The organism is Segatella sinensis (genome assembly GCF_040095255.1).
Taxonomy (GTDB): domain Bacteria; phylum Bacteroidota; class Bacteroidia; order Bacteroidales; family Bacteroidaceae; genus Prevotella; species Prevotella sinensis.
On the sequence record NZ_JBBNGE010000010.1, the window covers coordinates 79,525 to 93,812 of the forward strand.

The 14,288-nt window shown below is 48.3% G+C and carries 10 protein-coding genes and 1 pseudogene; 8 read left to right on the forward strand and 3 right to left on the reverse strand.

The features are described 5' to 3' along the window. The first annotated feature begins 10 nt into the window (after nucleotides 1-10). Entirely contained in the window at nucleotides 11-3,499 is a 3,489-nt protein-coding gene (locus AAAT87_RS04695) for a glycosyl hydrolase 2 galactose-binding domain-containing protein (protein WP_349225770.1), read from the forward strand. Between the two features lie 108 nt (nucleotides 3,500-3,607). Here the strand turns inward: AAAT87_RS04695 and AAAT87_RS04700 are convergent, their stop codons facing one another. Beyond that, nucleotides 3,608-4,345, reverse strand: coding sequence for a nitroreductase family protein (locus AAAT87_RS04700; RefSeq protein WP_298530063.1), 738 nt, complete (start codon nucleotides 4,343-4,345; stop codon nucleotides 3,608-3,610). A gap of 358 nt (nucleotides 4,346-4,703) precedes the next feature. On the opposite strand from AAAT87_RS04700, the pseudogene AAAT87_RS04705 reads away from it, so the two are divergent. From AAAT87_RS04705 to AAAT87_RS04730, 6 genes and pseudogenes are all read left to right on the forward strand, one after another. Continuing rightward, nucleotides 4,704-5,225: pseudogene (locus AAAT87_RS04705) on the forward strand (adenosylcobalamin-dependent ribonucleoside-diphosphate reductase); the annotation flags it as partial. Further along, entirely contained in the window at nucleotides 5,206-5,589 is a 384-nt protein-coding gene (gene folB, locus AAAT87_RS04710) for a dihydroneopterin aldolase (protein ID WP_089543979.1), read from the forward strand. The pseudogene AAAT87_RS04705 and the gene folB, both read left to right, overlap by 20 nt. A 51-nt stretch (nucleotides 5,590-5,640) precedes the next feature. Beyond that, on the forward strand, nucleotides 5,641-6,918 hold the full coding sequence (locus AAAT87_RS04715) for an N-acetylmuramoyl-L-alanine amidase family protein (protein WP_349225771.1): 1,278 nt from the start codon (nucleotides 5,641-5,643) through the stop codon (nucleotides 6,916-6,918). A gap of 72 nt (nucleotides 6,919-6,990) precedes the next feature. Next, complete coding sequence (locus AAAT87_RS04720) at nucleotides 6,991-7,890, forward strand: MlaD family protein (protein WP_295023857.1); 900 nt, start codon at nucleotides 6,991-6,993, stop codon at nucleotides 7,888-7,890. A 350-nt stretch (nucleotides 7,891-8,240) separates the two neighbouring features. Beyond that, nucleotides 8,241-9,662, forward strand: coding sequence for a chromosomal replication initiator protein DnaA (gene dnaA / locus AAAT87_RS04725; RefSeq protein WP_295023856.1), 1,422 nt, complete (start codon nucleotides 8,241-8,243; stop codon nucleotides 9,660-9,662). A gap of 242 nt (nucleotides 9,663-9,904) precedes the next feature. Then, on the forward strand, nucleotides 9,905-10,975 hold the full coding sequence (locus AAAT87_RS04730) for a RagB/SusD family nutrient uptake outer membrane protein (protein WP_349225772.1): 1,071 nt from the start codon (nucleotides 9,905-9,907) through the stop codon (nucleotides 10,973-10,975). Nucleotides 10,976-11,134: 159 nt separating this feature from the next. Here AAAT87_RS04730 and AAAT87_RS04735 read toward each other — a convergent pair whose 3' ends face one another. Then, on the reverse strand, nucleotides 11,135-12,430 hold the full coding sequence (locus AAAT87_RS04735) for a M18 family aminopeptidase (RefSeq protein WP_349225773.1): 1,296 nt from the start codon (nucleotides 12,428-12,430) through the stop codon (nucleotides 11,135-11,137). Between the two features lie 202 nt (nucleotides 12,431-12,632). On the opposite strand from AAAT87_RS04735, the gene AAAT87_RS04740 reads away from it, so the two are divergent. Beyond that, nucleotides 12,633-13,979, forward strand: coding sequence for a DNA recombination protein RmuC (locus AAAT87_RS04740; RefSeq protein WP_349225774.1), 1,347 nt, complete (start codon nucleotides 12,633-12,635; stop codon nucleotides 13,977-13,979). 18 nt (nucleotides 13,980-13,997) lie between these two features. Here the strand turns inward: AAAT87_RS04740 and AAAT87_RS04745 are convergent. Continuing rightward, nucleotides 13,998-14,288: sugar transferase (locus tag AAAT87_RS04745; protein ID WP_349225775.1), on the reverse strand; the 291-nt coding region annotated here is incomplete at its 5' end.

The following is a 14,288-nucleotide window of genomic DNA, read 5'->3' on the forward strand; positions in this document are numbered from 1 at the left end:
TTAAAAAATAATGAAGAAAGCAGTTGTGGTTATAGCTTTACTCAGCCAGGCTCTGGGCTTGACTTATGCCGACGATCAGACCGGGACAAGGGGTATCGGACAGTATCCGGGACGCCCGTCTCAGTTTACGGCTCCTCAAATGATGAAAGATGATACCTATAGGAACATTGCCTTGAACCGTATGGTATATACTTCCTCGAATGCCGATTTCAATCTTACAGGTCATCTGGTAACAGATGGTATCATCACCAGCAAGGCTCCTTCCTTCCTAAGTGTAAGAACGAATGAAGGCGAGTTGTCCAACCGTGACAAGGAGAAGATGATTGATGGCAACACGGTCACCAGTCAGTATATCAAGGGCGAGAAGGCTTTTGCTGAGTTCAATTGGGAAGCCATGAAGGTAAACCTCAGAAACCTGAAGTTTACAGGTGAATTGGCTTACTATCAGGACAAGGCTACTCAGGGGTATGTGATTCGTGTGATGGGGTCACACAATGGTCAGAAATGGGAGGTGCTGGGAGAAGAGAAAGGCACCGGACTTCCTGGCGAGGCTACCAAACAGCAGGTAAGTTCCGACCCAAACAAGTTCCAGGATGTGGTGCGCCTGCCGCTCCGCAAGCTGAATGTTTCCATTCCTTTGAAGAAACCGGGCAACTACGAGCACGTACGCATCGAATTTACTATGCCGGGTGCAGCGTGGTGGCGCGTCAAACTCATCGATAATACCACTTCCTGGCGTCCATCCATGCACTTCTCCAGTGTATGGAAGTCAGAATTGGCAAAGAATGATCAGTGGCTCTATGTAGATCTGGGTACTGTGGCTGATTTCGATCAGGTGAATCTCTTCTGGGTCAACAAGGCTCGCCAGGGCAAGATTCAGGTTTCCAGCGATGCCAGAAACTGGAGTGATATTGCTACCCTGGGTCAGCAGAAGCAGAAGGGCTTGACCGAGAAGGTGGCTTGCAAGGGGCATGGCAGATATGTGAGATTGCTGCTTACCCAGCCGGATGCTTCCGGTCGCTATGCCTTGTCTGAGATGCAGGTGATGGGTAAGGGTGGCTTGCGTGCCGAGGCAGCCAACACTTTGGCTTCTAAGGATGGCAAGCAGATGCTCAACCAGTGGCAGCTGCGCCGTGAGGGAAGTGATGCCTGGATTCAGGCTACCGTTCCTGGAACCGTGCTTACCAGCTATATGAATATCGGTGCGGTGCCTGATAACCGCTACGATGATAATATGCGACAGATTTCCGAGTCGTTCTTCAACTCTGATTTCTGGTATCGTACTACCATCAACCATCAGCCATCAGCCAACAAGAACCAGCATACCTATCTCAACTTCGATGGTATCAATTGGAAGGCGGATATCCTCCTCAATGGTGAGAAGATTGGCAGGATCGACGGTGCCTTTATCCGCTCTCGTATCGACGTGACCAAGAAGTTGAAGACGGGTACCAACAAGCTCGAGGTGCATGTCATCAAGAATGCCCACTTCGGCGTGGTGAAACAGAAGAATCTCCAGAATACCGACCTCAATGGTGGTGAGTTGGGTGCTGATAACCCAACCTTCCACGCATCTATCGGCTGGGACTGGATTACCAATACCCCAGGTCGTGAAATCGGTATCTGGAATGATGTCTATCTCACCCACGATAACGGTGTGAGCGTTTCCGATCCGCTGGTAACATCTACTTTGAATCTGCCGGATACATTGGCAACCATGACTCCATCTGTCTTCCTGAAGAATGCAGATGCCGTGGCTAAGACTGTGAAGCTTTCCGGTTTTATCGGCAAGATCCAGTTCGAGCAGGAAGTTAGCCTGCAGCCAAACGAGAAGCGTGAGGTGGCTTTCGCTCCTGCTGATTATCCTCAGCTCAAGAACCAGCGCATGAATCTCTGGTGGCCTAACGGCTATGGTTCTCCTTATTTATATGATGCCGGTTTCAAGGTGTCAGACAAGGCTTCAGGCGAGGTAATCTCTGAGGTCAACTATAAGGCGGGTATCCGCCAGATGAGCTATGCCGACCTGGATACCCAGACCAAGATCTACATCAATGGCAAGCGATTGAATCCATTGGGTGGTAACTGGGGATTCTCCGAGACCAACCTCAACTACCGTGGACGTGAATACGATGCTGCCGTTCGCTACCATAAGGAGATGAACTACAATATGATTCGCGACTGGGTGGGTCAGATTGGTGATGAGGAGCTGTATGAGGCATGCGATAAGTATGGTATCATGATCTGGCAGGACTTCTGGTTGGCTAACCCATGGGACGGACCGGATCCTGATGACGACAAGATGTTCCTCGAGAACTCTGCCGATTACATCTCCCGCATCCGCAGCCATGCTTGTATCGGTATCTATTGCGGTAGAAACGAGGGTTTCCCTCCTGCATCCATCGACAAGGTGCTGAGAGAGCAGGTCAAGGATATCCATCCACAGTTGGGCTATATTCCTAGCTCAGCCGACCTCGGTGTCAGCGGCCATGGTCCTTATCAGATGAAGTCACCATCTTTCTACTTCGCTAACCAGAGCCATAAGCTGCATTCAGAGCGTGGTATGCCGAATGTGCCTACCTTCGAGTCTCTGAGCAGAATGATGGAACCGGAGCATCTGTGGCCACAGAGCGATGCTTGGGGACAGCATGACTATACATTGAAGGGCGCCCAGGGTGGTGAGTCTTTCAACAACATCATGGAGAAACGTTATGGCAAGCCTCAGAGTGCTGAGCAGTTTACCAAGTGGGCACAGTGGCTCAACTATGATGGCTACCGTGCGATGTACGAGTCTTCTCAGCAGGACCGTCTTGGTCTGCTCATCTGGATGAGTCATGCCTGCTGGCCAAGTATGGTATGGTGTACCTACGATTATTACTTCGAGCCAACTGCAGCATACTTTGGTGTGAAGAAGGCTTGCGAACCATTGCATATCCAGTACAACCCAGTGAAGAAGGTTGCCGAGGTGGTCAACTTCGCCGGTGGTGCCAAGGATGGCTTGGTTGCCAAGGCTCAGGTCTTTGATATGTACGGAAAGTTGATCAAGGAGGAGAGCAAGGAAGTGAATGTGGCGGAAGACCAGACCCTCGATGCCGTTAGCGTAAGCGAGCCGGATGAGGAGGTTTACTACATCAAGTTGACTCTGGAGCAGAACAACCAGGTGGTTTCAGACAACTTCTATGTGATGGGTAAGGAAGAGGATAATCTCCAGGCACTCTCTAAGTTGCCAAAGGCAGATGTTGCTGTCAGCGGAAAGCGTTTCGTTCAGCAGGGCGAAGAGTGGGTTGGCGAGGTAGAGATCCGCAATACCGGCAATGTACCTGCCCTCTTGGTTCGCCTGAACCTGAAGGGTGGAGATGGTGAGCAGATCCTCCCTGTTATCTACAGCGATAACTATTTCTGTCTGATGCCGAACGAGTGCAAGACTATCAAGGTATCTTATCGTGATGAGGATGGCAGAAATCAGGCTCCTTACGTAGAGATTACAGGTTTCAATAAGTAAAACTGAAAGTAAAATAAAAAAGCGCATCAGCGAGATTAACTTGCTGATGCGCTATTTTTTTGCAGTAAGACATTTGTCTTAACTCCTTTGACTCCTTTAACTTCCGAACTAAAGGAATCCCTGCTGCTTGAGGGCATCGAGGAATCCGATGCTCATGGCTTCGCAATCCTTCTTGGTATATCGGATATCGGTGAAAACCTGGGCTAATGTTTCTACGTTGTTGATGCGTACAAACTCCTGGTTCTCTTCCAGTGCTTCCTTCTCGGCATAGAAGTCATCAATCTTTTCTGGGGTATAATCCTCGAAATGCTCGTTGTGGATGATGCTTCTCAATGGCAGACGGTCGTTCTGGGCAGGCTGCTCATCCGGCCATCCGATGGTAAGGGTAGCCACAGGCATTACCAGCTTCGGCAACTTCAGGGTGTCGATGATCATTTTCGGCATATACACCGTGGTGCCCAGGAAGCAGGTTCCCAGACCCGCCTCTTCTGCCAGATTGGTAAAAGTCTGCGTGAAGAGCAGGGCATCGGTAGCCGCATTCATAAACGAGAGAATGTTGTCGTATCCCGGGGTTCCCTTGCGGTTTTCTGCCCAGAGGGTGGTGCGGCGGTAGTCGGCGCAGATGGTGAGTACCACAGGAGCGCCTGTCACCATCGGCTGGTTGAAGTGGGCAGGTGCCAAAGCCTTCTTTCCCTCTTCGCTGCGGGTTACCACTACGCTGTAGAGCTGCAGGTTTCCCATGGTAGGAGTACGCATCGCCTCTTCCAGCAATCTGTTCAAAAGTTCTTCTGTTACCTCTCTGTCTGCATATTTGCGAATCGAGGTTCTTTTCTTGATTGATTCCATATCTTGTTTCTTTTTCTAATATCTTATGCAAAGATAATGCAAGTTTCCCAAAAAGAACACGGTTCTTTTACATTTTTTGCTTCATAATGAGCTTTTCGTGCGTTTTTTGATGAAATATCTGCTCAAACGTTTCATATTTTAGAAATATTGTTTTAATTTTGCAGCTAATTATTAAACGTTTAATATGGAATATACTGAAAATATGACTTTCGAAGAGGCGAGCCACGCCTTGATGAAAGATTTGAAGACCCGATTGGCTGAGCTGCACGGGCATTTCGATGCTCAGAATGTCGATTGGCATAAGCTCCATCTTCCATTGGCGAAACTTGTTTCCGAAGAAACGCAGAAATCAATCGGCAGCCCGGAAGTGGTAGAGGTTCGACCTAAGGAATTGGAGTGCGATGTGGTAAGATACCAGAACAATAAGGAGAGATGGGTGGCTTTGGTCGGATTGCTCAATGGTCATCCCTACGAGATATTCACCGGTTTGCAGGATGAGGATGAAGGCATCATGCTCCCCAAGTCTGTCACCAAGGGCAAAATCATCAAGACGGTTCTCCCGGAGGGCCAGAAAAGATACGATTTCCAGTTTGTCAACAAGCGCGGCTACAAAATTACCGTCGAAGGATTGAGCGAGAAGTTCAATCCCGAGTATTGGAACTATGCCAAGCTCATATCCGGCGTTCTGCGCTATCGTATGCCGGTTGCCCACGTCATCAAGCTGGTCAATCAGCTTCAGCTCACCTCCGAAACCCTCAACACCTGGCGGGTAGGCGTGGAAAGAGCCTTGAAAAAGTATCTCTCCGAAGAAAACGAAATAGAAAACAAGGAAAATGGAATAGACAATAAGGAGACTGAAGATGAAATTGATGAGCAGTAAGATATACCTCAGGAATGTGCGTTTCCACGCTTTTCATGGCGTATTGCCGCAGGAGGGAATCGTAGGCAACGATTATCTTGTCAACCTGGTGCTGGATTATGACTTCTCTTCTGCCATGAAGACCGATGATCTTCAGGGAACCCTCAATTATGCCGAGGTCTATCAGAAGGTAAGAGAAGAAATGGCGGTGCCCAGCAAGCTCCTGGAGCATGTGGCAGGCAGAATCGCCCATAGGCTCTTTTCCGATTTCCCGGAAATCCAGAAACTCCAGCTCTCTATCACCAAGGTGAATCCACCGATGGGTGCCGATAGCGACGGCGCAGGGGTAGAGGTTGTATTAACAAATGATAAAACTTATAGTTAGAATTAGGTTTTCTGATAATAAAGTAGTAATTTTGCAAAATCATCAGAAAGTATGTGTAAGAAAGTAACACTGATATGGGCTTTGATGTGCATGTTTGTAATGACATCGTTAGCTGCCAATAAGCGATTCACGCTGGTCATCGACCCTGGTCATGGTGGCCATGATGCCGGAGCACTCGGAGCCATATCCAAGGAAAAGAATATCAATCTTGCCGTTGCCTTGCGCTTCGGTAAGTATGTGGAGCAGAATCTCCCGGAGGTAAGAGTCATCTATACCCGCACGAAGGATGTCTTCATCCCGCTCAATGAGCGTGCGAATATCGCCAACCGTGCCAATGCCGATCTCTTTATCTCCGTGCATACCAATGCCTTGCCGGCAGGAAAGGTGGCTCGTGGCTTCGAAATCTATACTCTCGGTATGCACCGTGCCAAGGATAATCTCGATGTGGCGATGCGGGAAAACTCCGTCATCTCGATGGAGAAGGACTATCAGCAGAGATATCAGGGCTTCGATCCCCGCTCTTCTGAGAGCTATATCATCTTCGAGTTCATCCAGGGCAAGAACATGGAGCGCAGCGTAGATCTGGCACGAATGATTCAGCGAGGTGTCTGCGATGGTGCCAACCGTCCCGACAAGGGCGTGCATCAGGCGGGATTCCTGGTCTTGAGAGAGACTTCCATGCCGGGCTGCCTCATTGAGTTGGGATTCATCACCACTCCTGATGAAGAGCGCCTGCTCAACAATGACAGCAGAGTGGATGATATCGCCCGTGGCATCTACGAGGCTTTCGCAAAATACAAGAATAAGTACGACAGATCGGTTTCCATTCCTTATCGTGCCAAGGATTCCGAAGACGTGAATCTGCCGAAGATTGTTCCTGATCAGGAACCTGCGCCTAAGACTCGTGCCGTAACGAGGGTAGAGCATCCGAAGCGTGAAGAGGCAACGCCTGAACAGCCAAAGCGGGTGGAGAAGAAAGTGAAAAAGCCTGAGCCAAAGCGGGAGGTGAAGAAGCAGGAACCGAAGAAGGAGGTGAAGAAGGCTGAGATAGCCGATGCGCCGGTCTTCAAGCTTCAGATTTTCGTAGGTAGTAGAAACCTTCGCAAGGGAGATGCTCATTTCAAGGGCGAAACCGATTACGATAGTTTCCAGGAAGGCAATCTGGTGAAATACACCCTGGGTGCATCCACCAATTACAACGAAATCTATCGCCTGCGCAAGGAAAAGCTGGATAAGTTTCCGGAGGCTTTCATCATCGCCTTCAAGAACGGACAGAAATATGACGTGAACCAGGCTATCCGGGAGTTCAAGCAGAACCGCAACCGGTAGCTCCCTTTTTCGGGCAGCCTGTGATTCGCTCTATATAAATAGGTATAATAAAAAGAACAAAAATAGATAAATATGAAACTGACAAAGGAAATTAGGATAGCGTTGGTCGCTATTGTAGGTATCTTGGTGATGTACTTCGGAGTCAACTTTCTGAAAGGCATCAACTTGTTCTCTACCAATAACACCTACTATATGACGTTTGATGACATCCAGGGGATGGGTGCTTCTACCCCTATCTATGCCGATGGTTACAAGGTGGGTACCGTGGATCAGCTGGATTTCGACTATTCAGGAAAGGGTCCCATCAAGGTCAAGGTGGATATCAATAAGGATCTGAGAATCCCTGCGGGTAGTACCGCAGAGATTTCTAAGGATATCATGGGCAATCTCCAGGTTAGTCTCCTGCTTGCCAACAATCCTCGCGAGCGTATCGAACCGGGCGGCATCATCCCTGGTATGGTGAATTCCGGTATGATGGGCAAGGCTGCTGAAATGATTCCGGTAGTCGAGAAGATGCTGCCTAAGCTGGATTCCATCCTCACCAGTGTCAATGCACTTCTGGCTGATCCTGCCCTGGCTGCTTCCCTCCACAATGTGGAGACCATCACCAGCAACCTCACCGTTTCCACCCGTGAGCTGAATACCCTGATGGCTGGATTGAACAGGCAGGTTCCAGGTATGATGAAGAAGGCGAATGGCGTTCTCGACAATACCAACCGACTCACCTCTAATCTGGCGAGCCTCGATGTGCAGGGCACACTCGACCGTGTGAATGCCACCCTCGATGGTGCACAGAAGTTCACCGAGCAGTTGAACAGCGGAAAGGGTAGCCTCGGTCTCCTCATGAACGATACCCGCCTCTATGAGAATCTGAACTCAACCATGTCGCATGCCGACTCTCTGGTCATCGATCTCAAGGCGCATCCAAAGCGCTATGTTCACTTCTCAGTTTTTGGAAAGAAAGACAAGTAGAGACTCGGATATGCCGTTTTGAAGGCTTCTTTGAGGAAAATGCCAAAATAAATTTTGTCTAAATAATAAAGGCAATGTTTCACGCCCCGGAATAGCTACAGAACTTGTTGTTTTTTAGCTATTTCGGGGTGTTTCGAAATTGTTTCACTGCCCCTAAAACGCAATTGTGGATAACTTTCTTAGTTGCTTGATTATGAGGTAGTTATCATGGGAGTCTTAAAATATTATAAATAGCCCGATTTGCTACTTTGGGCTTTTTTTTGTAATTTTGCAGTCGATTTACACCAGGTGGTGCAATCTGATGTAGTGTTAAGGTAAAAAATCAATTAAATAAGAAGTAAATAGTGTCAATGTTAGCAAGTCCAAAAGCGCTTTGGGACAATAGTCTTTTGCTTATAAAGGATAATGTGTCAGAGCAGCAATATAATACATGGTTTCGACCGATAGTCTTTGAGTCGTACAAGCCTTCGACCAAGACTCTGTTGGTTCAAGTTCCAAGTCCATTTGTATATGAATACTTGGAACAGAACTATGTTGGCTTGTTGAGCAAGGTCCTTCATCGCAATTTCGGCGATGGCATCCGGCTCACTTATCGTGTGGTAACGGATAAGGAACACAGGTTGACCCAGGATGTGGAAGCTGATCCGGCTGATATTGATGAGGCTGAGCGCAGGAGATTGGCACAGCAGCCACAGACACAGGCTAACCCGGCAGAACCACAGCAGCTTGAAGACATTGATACCCAACTTGATCCGAAACTCACCTTCAATAATTATATGGAGGGTGACAGCAACAAGCTGCCACGTTCGGTGGGATTGTCTATCGCTGAGCATCCGAATACCACGCAGTTCAACCCGATGTTCATCTATGGTCCTTCTGGTAGCGGAAAGACTCACCTGGTGAATGCTATTGGTCTGAAAACCAAGCAGATGTATCCGCAGAAGCGTGTGCTTTATGTCAGTGCCCGCCTCTTCCAGACCCAATATACCGATGCGGTGCTGCATAATGCGAGCAATGATTTCATCAATTTCTACCAGTCTATCGATGTGCTCATCGTGGATGATGTGCAGGATTGGGCAGGCAAGGCGAAGACCTTGAATACCTTCTTCCACATCTTCAATCACCTCTTCCGTAACGGAAAGCGTATCATTCTGGCGAGCGATCGACCTCCGGTAGAACTCAAGGATATGCCAGACCGACTCATCACCCGTTTCTCTTGTGGACTGGTGGCGGAGTTGGAGAAGCCGAATGTGGAACTCTGCATCGATATCGTGAGCAACAAGGTGCGCAAGGATGGACTGAAGATTCCGAAGGATGTGGTTTCCTTCATCGCACAGACCTGCAACGGCAGTGTGCGTGATCTCCAGGGTGCCATCAATGGCTTGCTGGCTTACAGTATCGTATATAACAGCAGCATCGATATCCGACTGGCTGAGCGTGTCATCAAGCGTGCCGTCAAGGTTGAGGAGAGCAACAAGGTGCTCACCCTCGATGAAATCGTGGAGGCGGTCTGCAATCATTACAAGGTAACGGTGGCTGCAGTCAACAGTAAGAGCCGCAAGCGTGAGTACGTGGAGGCGCGTCAGGTGGCGATGTTCATGGCTCAGAAACTCATCAAGATGCCTGCTTCCAGAGTGGGCAAACTCATTGGTAATCGCGATCATAGCACGGTTATCCACAGTTGCGCCAAGGTAGAGGAGCGACTGAAGATTGATGCCGAGTTCTTCGATGAACTCTCTAGCATCGAGAATGGATTGAGAGTGAAGAGATAATTAACATAGAAATGATAATTAACATAGATAAGCACGGAACCTTGGTATAGTGGTTCTCGTTTATATAAATGAAACAAAAGGAAGTCGGGCAAGTTTGTATTTGTCTTGGCTTCCTTTTTCCGTTTTTATCAGCCTATACGCAAATTTTGCATAAGTTTTCTGCCTTTTTTACATCTTCTATCTTTCTTTTTTGTATATTTGCAGTTGGATTATGTTTTACCCAAATTACTGTAGATATGGTTATGAAGATTTCACGTATTTGCATTTGGATCCTCATGCTGGGGACTCTCATGGTATTCTCTTCTTGTGCGAATGAGCATCCTAAGGAGCAGCTCGACGGGAATGCCATGTATGGTTCTGCGTCTGAAATCTACAACCATACCGTATCTTCTCTCTATCAGGACATAGACTTTGTAGAGCATAGCGAGGAGGAAGACTCGCTCTATGCTGTGTGGAGTCATCTCTATCAGGTGATAGGAAAGGCGAATCAGTCGCTTGATATCATCGATTACAAGTCGGATTTGCTCTCTGTGAATCAAAAAGACCAGTTTAAGGCAGAGGTGCGTGCCATCAGAGCTATGATGTATTACGAGGCGATGGAGCTTTTTGGCAGGATTCCCGTGATTCTGTCTTCTGGCGAGGCGGCCATCTATGAGGCGGCTTCGGGCATTGCCGTGGCTTCGCTTACCGATGTCAACCTCTGTGCGCAAAGCGAAAGGAGCGAGGTGTTCCGCTTTATCTTCAGTGAGTTGCAGCAGGCGCTGCCTTATCTTCCGAATGAGCATAGCGCCAATGCTGGAGTGTATGAGGGAAGAATCACGCAACCGGTAATCAACTTCCTGTTGGCAAAGTTGGCTTTCAATGCTGAAATCTATACGTTTGATGATTGGACCAGAGGATATAAGAAACGTCCTAAAGGTAAGAAAATCCACTTTGTGGTTCAGACGGCCGATGGTGCTTCTCTGCTCAATGGTGGAACGGCTGGTGAGAATCGCAGCAAGGAATTGAATGCCTGGGAAACCTGTATCTTCTATTGTGATAAATTGGCCGCAGAAGGGTATGGTTTGGAGGAGAATGAGATATTCGATAGTTCCACTTATGCAAGGTTGCTTCGTGAGAATGGCGGTTCCCATCTGGTAGAAACGGAGCATCTCAAGCCGCTCTTCCGTTTCTGTTATCCCGAGGTATTGTTGATGAAGGAGAAGGCAAAGGTCTGCAAGGGTGATGATTCCAGTATTCTTTTCCCGATTCCTCAGAAATGCCTCGACCTGAATCCCAAGCTCGTGCAGAATAAGGGGTATGAAAAGAAATGAAAGTTAAGAGGGTGTGTCATAAGCCACATCCCATACGCCCTGAACCAACGGTCACCGGCCGAAGGGAAAGGTAAAGGGCAGAAGCTCCTAGCCCAGGGCAATCGCCCTGGGTATTTATGGATGCAAGCCTGTCGCCCTGTAAGGGCAAAAGCTTTTAAATTATAACTGATAGAACTTCGTGAAAGCCTTCACGCAGTATTCGTGATCAATCACGCTGCCTGTTTCGCGGCAACTGTGCATGGCGAGGATGGCATTACCCATGTCCACGCCCTTCAATGGAATGGAAGAGGCGAGGATATTGCCCAAAGTGCTTCCGCCAGCCACATCACTGTGGTTCACGAAACGCTGACAAGGCACACCCGCTGCCTCACAGATATTCGCGAAGATGGCAGCAGATACCGCATCACTCGCATACTTCTGTGCCGCATTGAACTTGATGACCGGACCGCCCCCCAGCATCGGATGATTCGTTGGGTCAAACTTCTCGCTGTAGTTAGGATGCCAGGCATGCGCATTGTCCGCAGAAATCATGAAGGCACGCTCCACTGCCTGATAATACGCCTCCTCCGTTCCGCTCTGTGCAAGAGCGATGCGCTGCAGCATATAAGAGAGGAAAGGACTTCCTGCCCCCTGCTTGGTCTGCGAACCCGTCTCCTCATTGTCGAAGATGGCGAGAACACGAGTAGCATCTGAAGATGAAGTTGCATCTGCTGCAATCATCGCTTCTACGCCCGCCCAGCACATCGACAGGTCATCGAGTCTTCCCGAAGAGATAAACTCATCGTGCACACCGAAGGTGCAGGCAGGAGTGGCATCAGCCAGATAGAGGTCGAAGTCGAGGATATCCTCCTTCTGGATATTAAGTTCACCGGTAATCACGTTCATCAGCAGATTACCCTTCTCCAGTTCATCATTGATGATGCCGAGGATAGGGAGCACATCCTTTTGCCTGCTCAGCTTCACGCCATCGTTCACCTGACGGTTGAAGTGGATAGCGAGATTACTGATCTGCAGCAGAGGTCGCTGGATATGGATCAGGAGAGTCTTCGGATGCATCGCATCCTCGCCCTTTACGATCACTCTACCCGCCAGGGTGAGTGGACGGTCGAACCAGGTTGACATAATCGGACCGCCATAAACCTCGGTATTCAGTTTCACGATACCGCCCTCGCAAGTTATCTCAGCGTTAGGCTTGATGCGGAAGGTAGGAGAGTCGCAGTGAGCGCAGATCATGTGGAAGCCGGCATCAGCCAGCGCCTTCTTTCCGATTTGGAAAGCATAGATAGAAGAGTCGTTCTTGGTAACGAAGAACTTGTCACCAGCCACAACCTTGCCCAATGGCTCCTGAGGGTTCAATCGTCTGAACCCCTTCTTCTCCAATTCCTCAGAGATATTCTTCACAGCCAGGAAGTTCACTGGCGAAGCGTCTAAAAAGGATAATAATCTTTTGATCATAGTCTATATCTTTATTTTGTTTCAATTATTTCTGCAAAGATAATGCAAAATTTTCATTTAATCTCATATTTCTACCTGTTTTTTCCATAATAGTTAAATATCTACAAGAATCCCCCATGATGTTTGGTGTTATGTTTTGAAAGCATTAATTTTGCACATCATAATTTTGGCAGATATACAGAATCATTTAAAACAAAGATAAATGGAAATAGTAATAGGAATCGTTATAGGTCTTGCCATCGGATTCTTCGTCGGCAAGCTGATGGAAGCCAAAAAGGCGGGAGAGGAGAAAACGCAGCTCATTGCAAAGGCTCAGGTGCTGCAGGCTAACATCGAACAGAGTAATCTGCATCATGCTGCTGAGGTTCAATCATTGAAACAATCTTATACCTCAGAGATCCAGGGCTTGAAAGCCCAGATGGAGAACGAACGGCTGTTTGCCGAAAAGCTCCGTGCAGAAAGCAACCAGCAGTGGGCGCAGAAACTCGAAAGCCTGAAGCAGGAGATGCATCGCATGACCATCGAACAGCAGAAAGCTGCTGCCGAACAGCTCGCTGCCAAGCAGTCGGCACTCCAGGAAAACAACCGACTCCAGATGGATGAACTTCTGAAACCTATCAAGGAGCAGTTTGCCGATTTCAAGAAATCGGTAGAAGAGAGCAAGACCCAGAACGAGGTGAATAAGAAGGAGCTGCAGAGTACCTTCGAGGCTACGATGAAACTCTTCCAGCAGGAACAGCAGCAGGCAGTAACAAGTCTGAAGGAGCAGACCTCTAAGATCGGTTCCGATGCCGCCAACCTTACCAAGGCTTTGAAGGGCGACAGCAAGATGCAGGGCGACTGGGGCGAGATGGTATTGGAAACCATCCTGGAAAACAGTGGTTTGCGAAAGGACGAGGAGTTCTTTATCCAGGAGAACACCAAGGATGAGAACGGCAAAAACTTCCGTCCCGATGTCATCGTCCGCTTCCCGGAAGGCAGGAGCGTGGTGATAGATAGCAAGGTATCTCTCACCGCCTATACCGATGCCTTGGCGGCAGAGACCGATGAGGAGCGGGAGAGGTTGATGAAGTCGCATGCCCAGAGTGTGCGCAAGCACATCGATGAGTTAGCGGAGAAGGATTATTCGAAGTTAGTAGAAGATGCCATCGGTTTCGTCCTGATGTTCATACCTAACGAGACGAGTTATATCGCAGCGATGAAACAGCAGCCTGATTTGAGTCGCTATGCCTATCAGAAGAAGATTATCATCATATCTCCGAGCAATCTCCTGATGGCGTTGCAGCTGGCGTATAATCTCTGGCAGTATGACCGTCAGAACAAGAATGTGGAGAAAATCGTGAAGACGGCAGCCGATCTATATGATAAGGTTGCGACTTTTGAAGATACCTTTACAGGAATCGGCGAATTGATAACCCGCCTCTCCGGTACCTATGATAAGGCAAGAAAGCAGCTTTATGATGGTACCGGCAATGTAATGAGAAGGGTAGAGAGCCTGAAAAATCTGGGTGTAACTCCTAAAAAGCAAATCAAGGCATTAGAGGAGTAATTGATGTCCCCCAGATTTTTAATAAGCGTTTTTATCCGGGCAGATAATACTCTTGGCTGTCTGGAAGATAATACGGATGTCAAGCCAGAACGACCAGTTCTCGATATACCAGATGTCACGCTTGATGCGCTCCTCCATCTGCCAGAGCTCCTTCGTCTCACCACGGAACCCCGTTACCTGAGCCCAACCGGTAATACCAGGCTTCGAGAAGTGGCGAACCATATACTTATCAATTAGGGTGTCCAGTTCTATGTTCCACTTTCTGATATTACAATATAATTCCAAAGCTTTGATATTTAAAGTGTTACT